Annotated in this window: 11 protein-coding genes and 1 tRNA gene; 11 read left to right on the top strand and 1 reads right to left on the bottom strand. The window is 42.2% G+C overall.

Annotated elements, in window-relative coordinates:
- Positions 1–670: 670 nt before the first annotated feature.
- From OQ5_RS0118835 to OQ5_RS22135, 11 genes are all read left to right on the top strand, one after another.
- On the top strand, positions 671–1,879 hold the full coding sequence (locus OQ5_RS0118835; RefSeq protein WP_016778975.1) for a glycoside hydrolase family 53 protein: 1,209 nt from the start codon (positions 671–673) through the stop codon (positions 1,877–1,879).
- Positions 1,880–2,181: 302 nt separating this feature from the next.
- The gene (locus tag OQ5_RS0118830; RefSeq protein WP_016778974.1) at positions 2,182–4,563 is read left to right on the top strand and encodes a glycoside hydrolase family 2 protein; all 2,382 of its coding nucleotides are present in this window, start codon (positions 2,182–2,184) and stop codon (positions 4,561–4,563) included.
- A 454-nt stretch (positions 4,564–5,017) separates the two neighbouring features.
- Entirely contained in the window at positions 5,018–7,966 is a 2,949-nt protein-coding gene (locus OQ5_RS0118825; protein WP_016778973.1) for a SusC/RagA family TonB-linked outer membrane protein, read from the top strand.
- Positions 7,967–7,984: 18 nt separating this feature from the next.
- The gene (locus OQ5_RS0118820) at positions 7,985–9,574 is read left to right on the top strand and encodes a RagB/SusD family nutrient uptake outer membrane protein (RefSeq protein WP_016778972.1); all 1,590 of its coding nucleotides are present in this window, start codon (positions 7,985–7,987) and stop codon (positions 9,572–9,574) included.
- A gap of 144 nt (positions 9,575–9,718) precedes the next feature.
- Positions 9,719–11,401, top strand: a complete 1,683-nt coding sequence (locus OQ5_RS0118815; RefSeq protein ID WP_016778971.1) for a DUF5111 domain-containing protein — start codon at positions 9,719–9,721, stop codon at positions 11,399–11,401.
- 256 nt (positions 11,402–11,657) lie between these two features.
- Positions 11,658–12,080, top strand: a complete 423-nt coding sequence (locus OQ5_RS0118810; RefSeq protein ID WP_044108115.1) for a DoxX family protein — start codon at positions 11,658–11,660, stop codon at positions 12,078–12,080.
- Between the two features lie 274 nt (positions 12,081–12,354).
- A tRNA-Val gene (locus tag OQ5_RS0118800) sits at positions 12,355–12,429 on the top strand.
- Between the two features lie 688 nt (positions 12,430–13,117).
- Entirely contained in the window at positions 13,118–13,462 is a 345-nt protein-coding gene (locus OQ5_RS0118795) for a hypothetical protein (protein ID WP_016778969.1), read from the top strand.
- Positions 13,463–13,473: 11 nt separating this feature from the next.
- The gene (locus OQ5_RS0118790) at positions 13,474–14,307 is read left to right on the top strand and encodes a peptidylprolyl isomerase (RefSeq protein WP_016778968.1); all 834 of its coding nucleotides are present in this window, start codon (positions 13,474–13,476) and stop codon (positions 14,305–14,307) included.
- A 107-nt stretch (positions 14,308–14,414) separates the two neighbouring features.
- On the top strand, positions 14,415–15,230 hold the full coding sequence (locus OQ5_RS0118785; RefSeq protein WP_016778967.1) for a peptidylprolyl isomerase: 816 nt from the start codon (positions 14,415–14,417) through the stop codon (positions 15,228–15,230).
- A 185-nt stretch (positions 15,231–15,415) separates the two neighbouring features.
- The gene (locus tag OQ5_RS22135) at positions 15,416–16,726 is read left to right on the top strand and encodes a peptidylprolyl isomerase (protein WP_016778966.1); all 1,311 of its coding nucleotides are present in this window, start codon (positions 15,416–15,418) and stop codon (positions 16,724–16,726) included.
- Positions 16,727–16,941: 215 nt separating this feature from the next.
- Here OQ5_RS22135 and OQ5_RS0118775 read toward each other — a convergent pair whose 3' ends face one another.
- The gene (locus tag OQ5_RS0118775) at positions 16,942–18,012 is read right to left on the bottom strand and encodes a class I fructose-bisphosphate aldolase (RefSeq protein ID WP_016778965.1); all 1,071 of its coding nucleotides are present in this window, start codon (positions 18,010–18,012) and stop codon (positions 16,942–16,944) included.
- Positions 18,013–18,252 lie beyond the last annotated feature (240 nt).

Here is an 18,252-nt window from a genome sequence, read left to right as displayed (position 1 = left end):
TTTATGTGCGTTATGAATACTTTACACAGCTCAGAGGTAGGTTCGCATCAAAGAAATTCCGTTAAGAAAATCAGATTGTTTTTCGTAAAGAAACGAGCTTGCGAGTTCACCGAATGCCTTTGAAAGCAAACACGATAATGAGGTAAATCCGAATTGTTTGAGCGAAGCGAGTTTTCGGATTTTAGAAAAACAATTTGATTTTTTAGGAATTTCTTTGCGCGACGGCATTTTTTGTTTACTTTTTTTTGTCTGTAGAATTGGAGCGAAGCGGAAATCGTGAACACCTTATAATTTTTATCTCGTGAACAAAAAAAGTAAAAGCCCGCGCGGCTTGAGCGCAAAAAGTTAAATGCTTTTTTTGTCGGACAACAGTGATATAAGATGTAAGATGATTCATATAATGCTGATATACCGAATTTTAATAAATACAATCTTTTAACCACAAGCGTAACAAAGCAAATGGTACTTTATGGACAGACACTAAATAGTGCTCGTCTATAAACTCGCAAAAAATTTTCACAATATGTGTGTCTGTTCAGAAAGTGTCATTTACAAGGCTTGCGAAGTCCGAAAATAGGGAGTTTACTCATCGTAAATGAGTAATTTTCGGACGAGCGTAACACAGTAAATGGTACTTTATGGACAGACACTAAATAATAAAACAAAAACAATGAACAAACAGTCATCTATTCTTATTATGGCGTTTCTTTTTCTGGTTACTCTTTTTTCGTATGCCTGTTCGGGCCAGGATGATTCCAAACCGGAAAATAATGTTGATGAACCGAATACTGCACTTGAAGAATACATCCTGGGAGTGGATTTGTCATACGTCAATCAGATCGAAGATCACGGGGGTACTTATAAAAAGAACAATCAAATTAAGGATCCATTCCGGTTATTGGGCGATAAAGGGGCTAACCTTGTGCGTGTAAGGATTTGGCATAATCCTGATTGGGTAAAGGATATTTATGGTGAAGGGACAATTATTTACAGCGGGCCCGAAGATGTAGCCAAAACAATTCAGCGGGCACACGATGAAGGCATGTCGGCGCTACTCAACTTTCATTACTCCGACACCTGGGCCGATCCGGGAAGTCAGGATGTACCCCGTGCCTGGCAAGACATTGCCGATATTGAAATTCTTCAGGACTCTGTTTACAACTATACATACAGAATATTGAGTTGGTTGAACAAACAGGATTTATTACCGGAAATGGTTCAAATTGGCAATGAAACCAACCCGGGGATGATGACCACCAATAAAAAGACCGGATTTCCGGATTTGAATGTTTATGATGGCAGCTGGGAAAATTTTGGGAAAGTTGTTAATTCCGGTCTTCAGGCTGTTCACGACATTGAAAAAGAAACCGGGAAGACCATTAAAACAGCACTCCATGTAGCTGATCCCAAAAATCTTGACTGGTGGCTGAACGATGCCATTAACAAGGGTAACATTTCCGACTTTGATATCATGGGCTTTTCTTATTATCACATCTGGCATACCGAAGTTGCTTTTGATGAATTGCCCGATTTGGTTTCGCAGGTCAAATCCAAATACAACAAGGATATTATGGTATTGGAAACGGCCTACCCTTTTACAACCGATGCCAACGATAGCTACAATAACATCTATTCTTCACAAAATCCTCCACTCGAGGGGTTTCCTTATACTATCGAAGGACAAAAACATTTCCTGATAACATTGAATCAGAATATGGCCGATGCCGGAGCCATTGGGGTTGTTTATTGGGAACCTGCCTGGATAACCAGTGCTATGCAGGATTTGTGGGGAACCGGTTCGAGTTGGGAAAATTGTGCTCTTTTCGATTACTCGGGCAACATTACCGAAGCGGCGGATTACCTGGGTGAAGAGTATTAAAAAATTTAAGTTTAAACGCCTTGACGCAATGGCCGGAAATTTTGGCTTTCGCGGGGAGACAGGTTTTAGTGGACCAGACCTTTTTGGTTCCGTTTTGGGGCAATGCCAAAATGAAATAGTCAGTTAAAAAAGCCTAAACGCAAAGACGCAATGACGCAAAGATGCCAATACTCCGTTGACCTTTAACAAATACCTTAAGTTCAACCGGTTATGTCTAAAAGGCTTTATTTGGGCAGTGCGCTGGTTTCCATCAATATAGGAGTTGTCTTGTATCTTAAATCTAAAAATCTAACGATCTATTTATGTATAAAATCATTACAATTATCTTGCTGATATCAATAACTGTTTCATGCAATATAAAGCAAGGGCATAAAAATTACACTCAAAGAGAAAATCTTTTCAACGATGATTGGGAGTTCATCAGAGAGCCCTCAGCGACGGATGTTTCAGAACTGACTTCAGGTTCAGATACCATTGCGTGGGAGAAAGTTTCTCTTCCCCACACGGCTCACATCGAACCGCTTGTAATAAAAGATCAGCAGTGGCAGGGTACATGTGTTTATCGGAAGCGTTTTTCAGTTCCAGAGTCTCTGAAAGGAAAGCATGTGGCTGTTAAATTTGAAGGTGCCATGCAGGTTGCCGATGTTTTTCTGAACGGGGAGAAGATGACAACTCATATAGGTGGGTATCTCCCATTTTATGTAGACCTAAGCAATAAGCTCAAATACGGGCAGCAGAATGTACTTCTTGTAAAATTAAATAACGAGAATAATCCGCTGGTTCCTCCGGGCAAGCCCATTGAAAACCTTGATTTCAACTGGTATAGCGGACTTTATCGTAATGTATGGCTGATTGTTAAAGAACCTGTGCATATTTCTGATCCGATTGGAGCCAACCGGGTGGCGGGTGGTGGCATTTTTGTCCGGTATCAGGATGTTACCGAAGAAAAAGCCACGGTTTTGATACAAGCCGATGTTGATAACCGGAGTGCAAAGGCGGTTGCTACAAAGATCAGTGCCCGGTTATTGGACAGTGATGGCAACCAGGTGGCTCAGCAGGTTTCTGGTGTTCAAACTACAGAAGGGGGTTCTAACAGCTTGTTTCATCTTCAAATGACGGTTGATAATCCTGAATTATGGTCGCCCGATCATCCCAATTTATATAAGCTGGATGTAACCCTTTTGGAAGATGGTAAACGACTGGACAAGGTGACCGAGAGAATCGGAATCAGAACTTTCCGCTGGGAACCCGGTCAGTTCTACCTGAATGGCAAACCTTTGTATCTGCGTGGTACCAACCGTCATCAGGAGTATCCTTACATCGGCTATGCTTTGTCGGACAATGCCAACTATCGCGATGCCTACAAAATAAAGCAGGCAGGGTTCAATTTTGTCCGTTTATCGCATTACCCCCATTCAAATTCGTTTATGGAAGCCTGCAATGAATTGGGTTTGCTTACGATGGACGCCATACCCGGCTGGCAGTTTTTTGGGGATGAAGAGTTTCAGGAGAATGCCATAAGAGATGTCCGGAATATGGTACGTCGCGACCGCAACCATCCTTCTGTGGTGGTTTGGGAGGCATCGCTCAATGAATCGGGAATGACAGGGGAATTCATGCAAAGGGCACACAACGCTGTTCATGAAGAATATCCGGGGGATGATGTTTATACCTGCGGTTGGATGGATGATGTTTATGATGTTTTCACCCCCGCCCGCCAGCACAGTAAACCACCGCACTACTGGAACCAATACGACAAGGATAAGCCGTTCTTTATTGCCGAATATGGCGATTGGGAGTACTACGCCCAGAATGCCGGCTTTAATCAAGAGGCGTTTGAAGACCTGACATCAGAAGAACGCAATTCCCGTCAGTTAAGGGGCTATGGCCAAAAACGCCTGGCACAGCAGGCGCTCAACTATCAGGAAGCACACAACAGTAATTTGCAGGGACCGGCCTGCGGCGATGCCAACTGGCTTATGTTTGATTACAATCGCGGGTATGCTCCCGACATTGAAGCGTCGGGAATTATGGATATTTTCCGCCTTCCGAAGTTTGCCTGTTATTTCTATAAAAGCCAGAGCGATATTAGGACTGAAGTAAGTGAAGAATTCTACAGCCCTTTTATTGAAATAGCCAACTTTTATAATGATCCGTCTTTTACTGATGTTAAAGTTTACAGCAACTGCGAAGAGGTTGAATTGCTGGTCAACGGGAAATCTCTTGGCAGACAAAACCCGGATAGTGATCGCATCAGTACACATCTGAAACACCCTCCGTTTACTTTTAAACTTCAGTCTTTTGAACCCGGCCAAATTACGGCCAAAGGTTTTGTCAACAATCAGGAGGTTGCTTCTGCAATGCGTAAAACACCTGGTGAGGCAGCCAAATTGAAAGTTTGGATTGATGAAAGCGGGAAGCCCTTACAAAAAGGTGTCAACGATGTGGTTTTTCTTTATGCGGCTATAACAGACAGTAATGGCACAACTCTGCCTGAAGCTGGAAATAGTGTGACTTTCAATATTGAAGGCGACGCAGAGCTGATCGGGGTCAACCCCGCTAATGCCGAAGCCGGGATTGCAACTGTGCTTCTGAAGGCTGGCGATGAAGGAGGGAAAATAGTTATATCGGCTTTATCCAACGGGCTGGAAGGGGGCGAATTAGTAATACAAACAGAACAATAAAACGGACCCCGATCACTTGGGACGAGTTCCCCCGATAAATCGGGGCCGACTATTAGGCCTTAAATAGTGGCTGTCCATAAAGTACCATTTGCTGTATTACGCTCGCCGCCAAAATACTCATTTACGAGTAGTAAACTCCGTTTTTGGCGGCTTCGCAAGCCTTGCAACTGGCACTGTCTGAACAGACACACATATTGTAAAAATCTTTGTGAGTTTATGGGCAATCACAAAATAGTAAGTTATATACTAATCAATACTCCGTTAAACTTTTGCAATACGCTGCAAGCCAATTGTTTGCATCTAAAGAGGTTTGTTTGTTAAAATGCAGTATATCAAGGTTGTAAAAACCATCTTACATCTTATATCTAAAAATCTAACGATCTATTGATACTAATGACATGGGTCCACTTTTAAAAATATCAAAGACGATAGAAACTCAACAAATTGTTTTCCTATGAAGAATCTGACAACAAATTTTTTGAAACCGGGCGTATTGCTCCTTTTGTGGAGCCTGGCAATTATTGTCAACGCCCAGCAACTCACCGTTGAAGGAACGGTTCTGGATGCGGAAACAGGAGAGACTGTTCCGGGGGCTACCGTTCTTATTACGGGTACCCCTCAGGGGACAGCCACTGATATGGACGGAATGTTCACTCTCGAAGTGGATGCCTCAGACATCTTAAGAATTTCGTATATCGGCTACAAAACGGTTGAAGTACCTGTTGAAGGCAGGACTGAGCTTGTCATTGAACTTGAACCGGATGTAATAAGTTTCGATGAGGTCGTTGTCATCGGTTACGGTCAGCAGCGTAAAGGGGATCTGACCGGTTCGGTGTCAAATGTCAGCAGTAAAGATTTTAAAAAGGGGATAATAAGTACTCCCGAACAGCTGATTAACGGCAAAGTTTCAGGTGTTCAGATTATGTCGAATAGCGGTTCTCCAACAGCAGGCAGTTCTATTCGTATTCGTGGTGGTGCCTCGCTTAATGCCAGCAATGATCCGTTGATCGTGCTTGATGGGGTTCCGCTTGAGCCGGGGGGTATCAGTGGGAATGACAACAATTTTATGAGCCTGATCAACCCCAACGATATCGAAAGCATGACCGTACTTAAGGATGCCTCTTCTACAGCAATTTACGGTTCACGTGCTTCGAACGGTGTGATATTAATCACTACCAAAAAAGGAACTACCGGAGATTTGAAAATCAACTTCAGCACAACTCATTCTTTGCAAAAGCGGACTAAACTCGCGGATATGCTTTCATTTCATGAATTTCACAATGTCGTAGGAATTCAGGGTTCTCCTGAACAGCAAGCATTGCTTGGCGGGAACAGAACAAACTGGAATGATGAAATATTCCGTGTGGCTTATGGAACCGATAATAATCTTAGTTTCTCGGGAGCCTTTAAGAATGTGCCTTTTAGGGCTTCGGCCGGGTTTTACCATCAGGATGGTATTCTGAAGACCGACAATGTAAAGCGAATGACGACAAATTTATCGGTTTCTCCTTCTTTTCTTGATGATTATCTGAATTTTACAGTGGGCATTAAAGGTTCTCTTAACAAGAATCGGTTCGCAAATACAACCGCAATCTGGGGTGGGGCAACTTATAATCCTACCATCCCTGTCTACTCCGGAACGGATGAATTTGGAGGATATACCGAAGCCATTGATGGCGCAGGGATACCTGTTACAAGAGCTGTGCTTAACCCGGTGGGATTGTTGAACCAATACAAATCAACAAGTACTGTTAGCAGAGTAATCGGGAACTTTGATGTGGATTATAAAATGCACTTTCTTCCTGAGTTAAAGTTTCATGCTACCCTGGGATATGATTATGCCGAGGGACAGGGAGAGGTATATGTTCCGGCAACAGCTGCACAGTATTATCTTTCGAATGGACGGGATTATGAATATGGGCCTGAGAAAAAGGAAAACAGGCTGTTGACCACCTATTTCAATTACAACAACAATCTGGAAGCCATTAACAGCACCATCGATGTAACAGCCGGATATGATTATCAATACTGGGAGAATACCACTCCGTTTTTTGAAGAACTGAATGTAAAAGGAGAAGTACAAAGTTCATCTGCCGCAACCGACCAGCGACATGCATTAATATCTTATTACGGACGTATTAACTACGCGCTGGCATCAAAGTATATGCTCACAGCTACAATCCGCCGCGATGGCACTTCTCGTTTCAGCGAAGACGAAAGATGGGGTACGTTCCCTTCTGTTGCATTAGCCTGGAGGGTGTCTGAAGAACCGTTCTTCAGAGATATTGACGTTCTGTCAAATTTGAAACTTAGAGGAAGCTACGGAATAACCGGACAACAGGAAGGAATTGGTAACTATAGCTATATTCCTGTCTACACCATAAGTCAAACAGGCGCTCAATATATTTTTGGTTCTGAGGCCATCAACACTTATCGTCCCGAAGCTTATGTTGGCGATCTGAAATGGGAAACCACAAAAGCCTGGAATTTTGGTCTGGACATAGGGTTCTTTAACAATCGTTTATCGGGTTCTGTTGATTATTATACCCGGCAAACGGAAGACCTTCTGGCTACAGTGCCCTCTCCTGCCGGCACAAATTTCGACAAAAATATTCTTACCAATGTAGGTAACGTAGACAGTGAAGGACTGGAAATTTCTGTCAACACTGTCCCGGTCAATAATGCCGCCTGGACATGGGAACTTAGTTTTAATGCTGCGTGGCAAAAACAAAAGATCAAGAATCTTTCTCTCATCGATGATGCTGAAATCACTAATACTTCTGTTGGACCGACCATCGATAGTTATTATTTCCAGGTTCTGACCGAAGGCTATGAACCTTACATGTTTTATGTGTATCATCAGTTGTACGATGAAAGCGGAAAGCCCGTTGAAGGTGCCTACGCTGATGTTAATGAGGACGGTTTGATTAACTCCGATGATTTGTACCGTTACAATTCTCCGGCGCCTGATTACATTCTTGGTTTTAGTACTTCTGTTCGCTACAGAGACTGGACTTTAAGCACTAATCTGCGTGCCAATATCGGAAACTATGTCTACAATGGTATGGCTATGAACACCGGGGCTTTTGGCACAATGTCTTACAATGCCTATCAGCTCAATAATTTGCATTCGAGTTATCTGGAGACAGGTTTTCAAAGCCGGCAATATCTTTCGGATTATTATGTGGAGAATGCGTCCTTCCTGAAAATGGATAATCTGACACTGGATTACAATTTTGGTACTGTTATCTGGGATATCAGCCTGAACGCTTCGGCAATGATCCAAAATGTATTTACCATCACTGAATATACAGGTGTTGATCCTGAAGTTCCAAATGGTATGGACTTGTCGTTTTATCCGCGTCCAAGGATATACTCTTTAAGTCTTGGTTTTCAGTTTTAAAACAAAAAGAATTAGAAAATGAGAAAGTTGATAAATATATTGCTTGTATTGACAGTTGCAATTATGGGAGCATGTACCAATGATCTGAACCAATATCCGCATGTTCAGGAAACATCCAGGTCGGTTTATGCCGATCCCGATAATTATATTTCAGCTCTTGCCAAATGTTATGCTTCTTACGTAACCGCCGGACAGGAAAAAGGTGGAGGCGATGCTGATCTTCAAAGCAACAACGGTTACGATTATATGCGCTGTTACTTCAATATGCAGGAAGCAGGTACCGATGAGATTGGCTCTACCTGGATTGAAGGAGATAATATTGGTGACCTTACATTCCTCACCTGGGACGCAAACGACCCGTGGGTGGCAGATATGTACTATCGCTCCTACTACACCATTTCTCTGTGCAACGAATTTCTGAAAAATTCGACAGATAGCAGAATTGCAGGATTTACCGAAGAAGAACAGGCAGAAATAAGAACATTTCGTGCCGAAGCACGCTTTCTGAGAGCCCTGGCATATTATCATGCACTCGATCTGTTCGGCGATATTCCTTTTGCCGACGAAGAATTGATTGGAAGCTCTAAACTGCCTGAAGAGTGGGATGCATCGGAAATTTTCGGGTTTATTGAAACAGAGCTGATCGATTGCAGTGAGAAAATGCTCAGTTCCGAAAACTACATCTACGGCAGAGCTCCCAGAGCAGCCGCATGGATGTTGCTGGCTCGCCTTTATCTGAATGCAGAGTCGTACAATGCCGGCGACCACTATCAGGAATGCATGACGTATAGTCAAAAGGTGATTGATGAGGGTTATGAACTTGAATCCGATTATGCCAGATTGTTTAATGCCGACAACCACAAGCGGGTTGGAATTGGGAATGAGATCATTTTTCCACTGGTGGTAGACAGTCGTCACGTGGTTACATGGGGTGCGACTACTTATCTTGTTTGCGGTGAGGTCGACACCGATTATGGGGCGCCTGCCGATACTGTTGGTTGCGCCAGCGCCTGGAGCATGTTCCGTATTCGTGGAGAAGTTCCCGAATTGTTCGATATGGAGAACGACGATCGTGCTATGTTTTATACCGAAGGTCAGAGTCAGTACATGGATGGCGGTGTTGACGATCGTTCAGGAGGTTACTTTGTTCTGAAATGGAGCAACCTGACCGATGACGGAATAGTGGCTTCAAATACTAATAACGATGGTGTGGACACTGACTTTCCAATGTTCCGGCTTGCTGATGCCTACCTGATGTATGCCGAAGCTGCTGTGCGTTCTAATACAAATGTTGGAACTGCCCTCCAATATGTTAATGAACTGCGAAACCACCGGAATGCTGCGGAAGTCTCACAAAACGATATTACTGAAACCGTTGACGGGGTTCCCTATAAATTTTTCCTTGACGAAAGAGCACGAGAGTTGTATTGGGAAGGGGTACGCCGTACTGATCTTATTCGTTTCGATGCCTTCACTTCCGACAAATACACCTGGCAATGGAAAGGCGGCATTAAAGACGGAAAGGCAGTGGACGATAAGTACAACCGTTACCCAATACCGGCTACCGAATTAACGGCAAATCCAAACCTGTCAAATGAAGACTATTAATTTGTTTATCGACTAATATTCTTTCAAACCTTTGTAATAAGTTGCAAGTTAGTTGTGATTATAGGTTTTGCGCTGTTAAATGCAGTATATCAAAATTCATTAATAATCTTAAATCTAATATCTGTAAATCTAACGATCTGTTGTATGAAGACTATTAAATTATATATCACCATTTTTGTTGCAGTCTTAACAGTTTCTTCCTGCGAGAAAGAAGGGGATAAACTTATTCTTTCGGGGCATGAAGCTGCTGAATTAACTGCATCAGAGTCATCAGTTGTCCTGTCACAGGAGAATAACGATGAATCTGTTCTGTCTTTGAGTTGGTCAGGAAGTGAACTTACTGTTAGCGATGATTCAATGGGTGTCCCTTCAGGAGTACCCGGTATCAGGTTGCAGGCTTCGGCATCAGAAAATTTTGAATCGTTTGTAGAATTGGAACCCGACTTTTCGTATTATACCTTTACCGGTGCAAAGCTCAATACATGGGCTAAAGATGCCGGACTTAAACCCTGGGTTTCATCCCCGCTCTATTTCAGGATTCAGTCATTGCTCGGAGAAAACATGTCGCCAAAATTCAGCAATGTGGTTTCGGTGGATGTAACGCCTTACGAAATTGATATGTCGCGTTTGTTTGTCCTTGATAAAGATCAGAAGGATACTCTGGCTGTGCTCCATTCTCCTGAGTCGGATGGTGAATATAAAGGATTCGTTGCGGCTTCTGCATGGTTGAATTGTTACTTCCTCGAAGGAGACGGCACAATATGGGGCAATGATTCCGATCCGGGTACGCCTTTTGAATTGTCGGACGATGCCATATCGATGTGGAATTGCTGGTTTCCTGGTACCGGTGGCCATTATTACGTTACTATGAGTGTCAATGATCTGGAGTGGTCAGCTACTTTGTTGCCCGAAATCGTGGTTACCGGGGATGTTCCTGAAAACGATACACTTGCTTTCTATAAATCGTTTGAACAATGGGCAGGATTAATTGATCCGTCAATCGAGAATGCCCAAATTTTTCTGCATAGTGATGCTTTGTTTTTCAATATGTCAACCGGTGATTCACAGGGGACTGAAACAACTCTATATTTTGCTGAAAGTGAAAGCGGGAATTTGACGCTATCGGATTCTCCCGCTACTTTTACTTTACCCACAGCCGCCTCCCATACTTTAATAATGGACTTTAGTAACCCAACCGAATGGACTTATACATTCACCGAAGGCAATCATCTTCCTCAGGAAGAAGAAGTAATACCCTATTTGTATCTTCCGGGAACTCTTGACGGTGAAACCGGTGGCGACTGGGGGTTTGATAATTACATTTCCCAGCTTAACGATTCTCTTTATGCTGGCGTAGTTTATGTGAATTCTAACTGGGGATTTCAGATGTACACAAAACCCGAGTGGGGAGTTCCTTATTTTACTATGGGTACAACCGAAGGTACCCTGGTCAAAAACGGACCTGATAACATTCCTGCTCCGGAAACCGGGACTTACTTTATTACTGCCGACACGCTGAATTTGACTTATTCAGTTCTTCCTATGGGAGATGTAGTTTATATCTCTGGCCTCAACGATGAGTGGGATTTTAATACCACATTGGCCAAAACCGACAAAGGGGTTTATTCCGGTACCGTGGAAGTTACCGCACAGTCTACTGACGGATTCAGGATTTATCGTGAAAGCAATAAGTGGGATGAATATTGGGGTGGATCGGCTGGCGAACTCAGTTATTGGGGACCCAATATTACCGATGATACGCAGGCCGGAACGTACATGATAACAGTCGACTTTATGAATGAGACCTATGAGATGACCTTGAATTAACTTTCTCTTTTTAGTGCGTTTCAAAAAGGCTTTGAATATTAAAGTTTGTGTGTCTGTTCAGAAGGTGTTATTATCCAGATACTGCCACTTCCCTGCATTTCAGCATTGAAACCATTGAATCTATTCAGGTTTCGTTACTGAACAAAGCGTACAAAGAAGTGGACTTTCGATTGGATAAAGTGTGGATTGAATAGCTTTGAACAAAAAAACGCTTTTCAGGTTTTTAAGATATTATTTCTAACAAAACTTAATGACCATGAGAACATTATTTAAAAACGAGAAAGATTTTGCAGCATTGATATTACGTCTGGGTTTTGGATTTTTAATTGTTTTTGGTCACGGACTCGGCAAGTTACAGATGTTGCTTGCCGGAGATATTCAGTTTCCGGCACTTTTTGGAATCAGCCCGACCATTAACCTGATCCTGGCAATGCTTGCCGAATTTGTTGCAGGAATTATGGTGCTTATAGGGTTAAGAACCAGGCTGGCTTCTATCCCTTTAATGATTACCATGGCAGTAGCTGCATTTATCGTTCATGCTTCCGATCCGTTGTTTGCTGCAGCAGCTGCCGGAGGAGCCAGTAAAGAATTTGCCTTATTATTCCTTCTCGGATTTGCAGGTACATTCTTTTTAGGTTCAGGAAAGTATTCTGTTGATGCTGTGGCAGGACGACGATAAAAAATAATCAACTTACGGTAACGGACTGTTAAAGTTCCTTAACAGCCCGTTTTTTCTGGCCTTAAAGTTATATTCCTAATAAAAAATTACAAATATTTATCACTTTCTGTAAAAAAAATTCCACTCAAAACTTGTATCTGTTAAAAAATGTCTATATTTGCAACCAGAAAGTTCAGCCTTTCCCTTAAATCAGAAAAATCCAAAAAAAGAAGGTTCGGTTCGCATCGGGCCTTTTTTTGTTTTAAAATTTTATATTTTTGCAGAACCAAATCAGGGGTTGTTAGCTCAGTTGGTTTAGAGCATTACCTTGACAGGGTAGGGGTCACTGGTTCGAATCCAGTACAACCCACGAAGCCGGCAGAATAGATCTGACCGGCTTTTTTATCTATGTGGTTTATTTTCTTTTATTATTTTTGAGTGCGTTCTTAAAAGCATCTTTGTTGCCAAACTCTGTGTTGTTTTAAATTTTTGCATCCTCATTAACAACGAGTTAACTCCGGCACAAAAATCTAAAACGCCTTGATTTTGACAAAAATATGCTTTTTATACCGCACTCATTTTTGAAGTTTGACAAACGAAACGAGCATGGCAAGGATTGCCAGGACAGATGATAGATTGATAGATGATGTGACCTATAACATTCTAACAACTTAATAATTTAACAATATTAACAAATTAACAGTTCTAACAACCCTAACCTGGATAAACCAGAACCAAACAAATTTATACATTATCTGTCGCAGCTCCGCAGCTTTTTGTTTTTCTTACATAATTCTACCGTTCTGTTGCCGCTCCGCGGCTATTAATTGTTGATATAGGGTTAGTAATACTAAAACCGCGGAGCGGTGACAAAGCGGTAACGTAATCAATAAAGTCAGTAACAATTAGCCGCGGAGCGGTGACAGAGCATTACTTTTGCCAAAAAAATATGAATATCAGGGATGAGACCCTAACACCCTAACAACTCTAACCACCCTGACACCCTAACAACCCTAACAATATAGTATCCTATTAACCTAACAATAAATTTTATACGAATGGGAATGACATACAATGAAGATAACTGGGATCTGCTGGAGCTTGAAGTAAGTAAGCGTTTTAAAGTAACGGCGGATTTTGATTTCATGTTGTTCCTGATTGGGGTTCAGGAACTGGGAGAAGGTATGCGTACTTATTCGAGACAAGAAAAGATGGACCTGATTAATCTTGGAAAATGTACACTTCTCTGCCGCAGTGGGTACCTTGAACCTGATGGCACCGATGATGAAGGCTGGCCAAAATTCAGAGAAATAAAATCCTTAAAATCCCTGACGCCTTCATTCCTTAATTATACTTTGAAAAGATCGGCGTTTGAATATCTGAAAGAAAAACTTAATCTGTAAAATTTATAATCATGACTTCACTCATAAACCAAAGCAAAACAGCTGTTTCGATATTAATTATCGTTTTAGGATTAATTTTTGTGACATGTGAAGAGCCTGAAAAGAAAGTGCTCATCAAAACACCTTACGGGGACATGAAAGTCAGGCTTTATCAAGACACCCCTGAACATAGGGCTAACTTCCTGAAACTTGTGGAAGAGGGCTTTTATGACCAACTTTTGTTCCATCGCGTAATCGAAGGTTTCATGATTCAGGGAGGCGATCCGGAATCAAAAGAAGCATCGGAAGGAACACGGCTGGGAGGTGGCAGCCCTGGTTATACGTTGCCGGCAGAGATCAATTACCCCAAACATTTTCATAAAAAGGGTGCTCTTGCCGCAGCACGGCAGAGTGATCAGGTAAATCCCGAACGCGAATCCTCCGGATCTCAGTTTTATATTGTTCAGGGCAAGACATATTCATCAGAGGAACTCGACAATATTGAAGAGGAGCACTCAAGGCGCCGTATTCAGTCAAAGATGTTTGATATGCTCAATCCTTACCAGGACTCATTGATGGCTATGCGTCAACGCGGTGACAGAGAGGGATTTGAATCCCTCATAGAGGAGATTGAACAAAAGGCCGGAGAAGAACTTGGCGACTCCGCCAGTTTCTCCTTTCCGGAGGAGGTTCGTGAAGCATATTCTACCATAGGGGGAACGCCTCAGCTTGACGGGGCTTATACTGTTTTTGGAGAAGTGGAGGAAGGACTTAACGTGATCGACTCTATCGCTGCAGTGGCTACCGACCAAAATGACCGGCCTGTTAAGGATATAGAAATGACCATGGAGATCATTGAGGAATAGTTTTTGTTAACTTTTTCTGTAACCGGATGAAGAGGTTAGGCTTTTGACTGCCTGGCGGGTAATGCTGGCAATACATTAACCGATGATCTTTTGACTTTTTAAAAACCATGCGAATATTATCAATACTACTGACGGCAGCAGCTGTTTTTCTTACGATTGGAACGCTTTCTGGTCAGGAATACACACATTATGTCCTCATCAAAACCAATATGGGGGACATGAAAGTGAAACTTTACAACGATACCCCCAATCACAGGAATGAATTTTTGAAACTGGTCAACAAAGGACATTTCGACGGGACGCTGTTTTACAGGGTGATCAAAAACTTTGTTATTCAGGGTGGTTCCTCAGATTCACGGAATGCTCCACCAGGCAAACACATCGGCTATGGGAATGCGGCAGTAAACATTGATGCCGAATTCCGTGACAACCATTTTCATAAAAAAGGAGCGATTTGTGCGCCTCGTCAACCAGAAGATGCGAATCATTTCAAGATGTCCGATATATCCCAGTTTTATATCGTACAGGGGAAGGTATGGAGCAATGAGCAACTCGATATTCTCGAAAAGAACACTAATATTCCCATAAAAAACGATTTGAAGAGAAAGTATTATCTTCCGCGCAAAGAAGAGCTGGCAAAGCTTAAGAAGGAGGACCCGAGAGCCTTTAATGAGCTTTTGCGTGAGATAAAAGAAAAGATCAATTTCGAATATTCTTTGTCAGATTACCTCGAGTTTTCCGAAGAGCAACGAAAAGCTTATACTACCATTGGCGGATTGCCCGACCTTGACGGAGAATATACAGTTTTCGGGGAAGTTGTTGAGGGATTTGATGTTATTGACAAAATCGCAGCATTAAAGACCGATAAAAACGACCGTCCGTTTACCGATGTGGTTATCGCGATAAAAGAAATTTCGCAATGACAATGGTTTCTTAAAAAAATGCCTTAACGCAAAGACGCTTAGTTACTATTACCGGGTGTTTGAAGATGTCAGTCACAAAAACATTTATTATAGTTGCCGTTTTGCTAATTGTGGGTAGCTCATGAATGAGTTTGCGCCTGAAAGAGACTTTTAGAAGTGGACTCAGGAATCTAACGATTTATTATATGTGGTTTAAATACGTCAATTTTTTATCAAAGAACCTGATCATATTTATCTTTCTGATCTCTTTTTTGGCGGGTTGCAAGTCCCCTCAGAAAAAGAAAGAAGAAACACATCAGCCCAAAGGCTCATATCAGGAGAATATAAAAGGAATGGTTGAGATTCACACTTTCGATCATTATAACCGGGCAGAGAAAAAAGGCTTTGGGTTTTTTATTGATCGCGACCTGGTGGTAACCAATCTGGAGTGGATTAAAGGAACATATAAGGCAAAAATAGCACCTCCTGGCACAAAAGACTACCGCGATGTGAGGGGATACACAGCTTACGATCATAATCTTGACTTACTTATTTTGAAAGTTAAAAGAAACAATCCCAACTATATTAAACTGACAGAGGCTCTGCAAGAGCCCGATTCCCTTTATACGCTGAGAAGACCTTCACGAAAGCTCTATGTTCGGAAAGGTGTTGCGGGTGCTTTTCACGACATGGATTCGATCAGTTTCCTGGAGGCACCGGCTATTCTGAAGCCCGGTAAACCTGCATTCAGGTTGAACCACGAATTAATTGGAATAGTGCAGGAAAGGGAGGTAAACGATTCTCTCCGGAAGGTGGTTCTTAGTCAGAAACACATAGCCACATTGCTTAAGAAACAAACCGACCGGCCGGCGTCTGTCTGGGATTTGCGCACAAAAACCAACAAGGTTTATATTTCTCATGAAAAGGTGGCGGGTTTCAGAATAAAAACCACAATGGGAAATATTGTAATCAGGCTTTATGATGAAACCCCCGGATTTCGTGATAATTTTATTAAACTGGTGAGCGATCAGTTCTATGACAGCCTTTTGGTGCACAGGGTTCTTAAAGATTTTTTGATACAAACCGGGGCTGCTGATTCCAAATATGCCGGTAAAGACGATATAGTGGGCTGGCAGGGACCCGGATACAATCTGCCTACAAAAATAGTTCCTTCGCGGTTTCACAAAAGAGGCGCTGTGGCTGCTTCAAAACTTCCATCGGACAGAAACCCCGGAAACCGTTCGGACGGGTCGCAGTTTTACATTATCTCGGGTCGTGTTTTTACTCATGAGGAGCTTGATGAGATAGAAGAAGAAAAGGGCTTCCGGTTTACACCTTCTCAGCGCGAAACTTATACAACTGTTGGCGGAGCCCCTTATCTTGATGGTGATTATACGGTTTTTGGAGAAGTGACCGATGGTATGGATGTGGTAGACAGGATTGCTGCTGTCGAAACTTATGGGGAAAACAGGCCGGTGAATGATATCCGCATTAAAACGATTGATATTATACAATAGATCGGTAGATTTATAGAGATTAGATTTGAGATGATTTTTCAGCAGCCATTATTATCTGGTGCTTTTCTAAAATACTCAGGTTAAAAAAGCCTAAACGCAGAGACGCAATGACGTGAAGTTTTTATTATGAAAAACTTCACGTCATTGCGTCTCTGCGTTTAAATTTACCCTGACCGTCTATTAATTTAAGAATCTAACGATCTGATTTATTTCTATTACGCTATCGAAATTTCATCATTCAGATAAACATCCTGTATCAAATTCAATAACTCAATACCTTCTTTCATGGGGCGTTGAAATGCTTTTCTTCCGGAAATGAGGCCTGAGCCGCCTGCCCGTTTATTAATGACAGCTGTGCGTACGGCATCGCCAAAATCACTGGCTCCGGAAGATGCCCCGCCCGAATTGATCAGGCCGATCTTTCCCATGTAGCAGTTGGCCACCTGGTAACGGCATAAATCGATGGGATGATCGGAGGTCAGTTTCTTATACATGTCGGGATGCGTTTTTCCAAACTTTAACTCTGTGAAACCGCCATTGCAGGTTGGTAATTTTTGTTTAATAAGATCGGCTTTTATAGTTACTCCCAAATGGTTGGCCTGCCCCGTGAGGTCAGCGGCAGTGTGATAATCGTTTTTGGCGGTTTTAAAACTGCTGTTTCTTGTATAACACCATAATACTGTTGCCATACCAAGCTCATGGGCCTGCTCAAATGCTTCGGCCACTTCTACAAGTTGCCGGTTCGATTCTTCCGAACCAAAATAGATAGTGGCACCAACGGCAGCAGCCCCCAGGTTCCAGGCTTCCGAAACGCTTCCAAACATGATCTGGTCATATTTATTGGGGTAGGTCATCAATTCGTTGTGATTGATCTTTACAAGAAACGGGATTTTATGGGCATACTTACGTGCATGCAGAGCAAGTCCGCCAAATGTCGTTGCAACAGCATTGCATCCTCCTTCGATGGCGAGTTTTATGATGTTTTCCGGATCGAAATAGTCGGGATTGGGGGCGAATGAAGCGCCTCCTGTGTGCTCAATGCCTTGATCGACAGGCAAAACAGAAAGATAACCAGTTCCTCCCAGTCGCCCATGCTCGTATATACGCGAGAGGTTGATGAGTGTCCGGGGATTTCGATCACTTTGCCCGAACACTTTATCCAATGTGTCGGGGCCTGGCTGTGTTAGCCGGTCTTTGGAAATTTTTGGTTGGTCAAAAGTGAGCAATGAATCATCATTTCCGAGATATTCGATGATCTTTTGTGTGTTATTTTTTATTGTGTCCATAATAGTATTATTTTTTATTCCACATACTTGAGTTTGCTCCTAAATAATTAATAATAAATTATTTACATCGCATAATTCCATTTAAGGTGCAAGGTTATTCATGCAAATCTTTAAAAATGTTTGCACCTGTAAATCAATAGATCGTGAGATTTTTAGATATAAGATGTAAGATGATTTTTACAACATTAATATACTGCATTTAAATAAACAAACCTCTTTAGACGCAAACAATTGACTTGC

Origin of the sequence: Anaerophaga thermohalophila str. Valhall (genome assembly GCF_000250735.1) — a bacterium.
GTDB classification, from domain to species: Bacteria; Bacteroidota; Bacteroidia; order Bacteroidales; family Marinilabiliaceae; genus Anaerophaga; species Anaerophaga thermohalophila_A.
This window is presented reverse-complemented; position numbering and strand designations above follow the sequence as displayed.

Excerpts from the sequence above, each read along its gene's own strand:
- OQ5_RS0118815 (WP_016778971.1), top strand. The coding sequence starts at position 9,719 with ATGAAGACTATTAAATTATATATCACCATTTTTGTTGCAGTCTTAACA.
- OQ5_RS0118820 (WP_016778972.1), top strand. The coding sequence starts at position 7,985 with ATGAGAAAGTTGATAAATATATTGCTTGTATTGACAGTTGCAATTATG.
- OQ5_RS0118825 (WP_016778973.1), top strand. The coding sequence starts at position 5,018 with ATGAAGAATCTGACAACAAATTTTTTGAAACCGGGCGTATTGCTCCTT.
- OQ5_RS0118835 (WP_016778975.1), top strand. The coding sequence starts at position 671 with ATGAACAAACAGTCATCTATTCTTATTATGGCGTTTCTTTTTCTGGTT.
- OQ5_RS0118775 (WP_016778965.1), bottom strand. The coding sequence starts at position 18,012 with ATGGACACAATAAAAAATAACACACAAAAGATCATCGAATATCTCGGA.
- OQ5_RS0118790 (WP_016778968.1), top strand. The coding sequence starts at position 13,474 with ATGACTTCACTCATAAACCAAAGCAAAACAGCTGTTTCGATATTAATT.
- OQ5_RS0118785 (WP_016778967.1), top strand. The coding sequence starts at position 14,415 with ATGCGAATATTATCAATACTACTGACGGCAGCAGCTGTTTTTCTTACG.
- OQ5_RS0118810 (WP_044108115.1), top strand. The coding sequence starts at position 11,658 with ATGAGAACATTATTTAAAAACGAGAAAGATTTTGCAGCATTGATATTA.
- OQ5_RS0118795 (WP_016778969.1), top strand. The coding sequence starts at position 13,118 with ATGGGAATGACATACAATGAAGATAACTGGGATCTGCTGGAGCTTGAA.
- OQ5_RS0118830 (WP_016778974.1), top strand. The coding sequence starts at position 2,182 with ATGTATAAAATCATTACAATTATCTTGCTGATATCAATAACTGTTTCA.
- OQ5_RS22135 (WP_016778966.1), top strand. The coding sequence starts at position 15,416 with ATGTGGTTTAAATACGTCAATTTTTTATCAAAGAACCTGATCATATTT.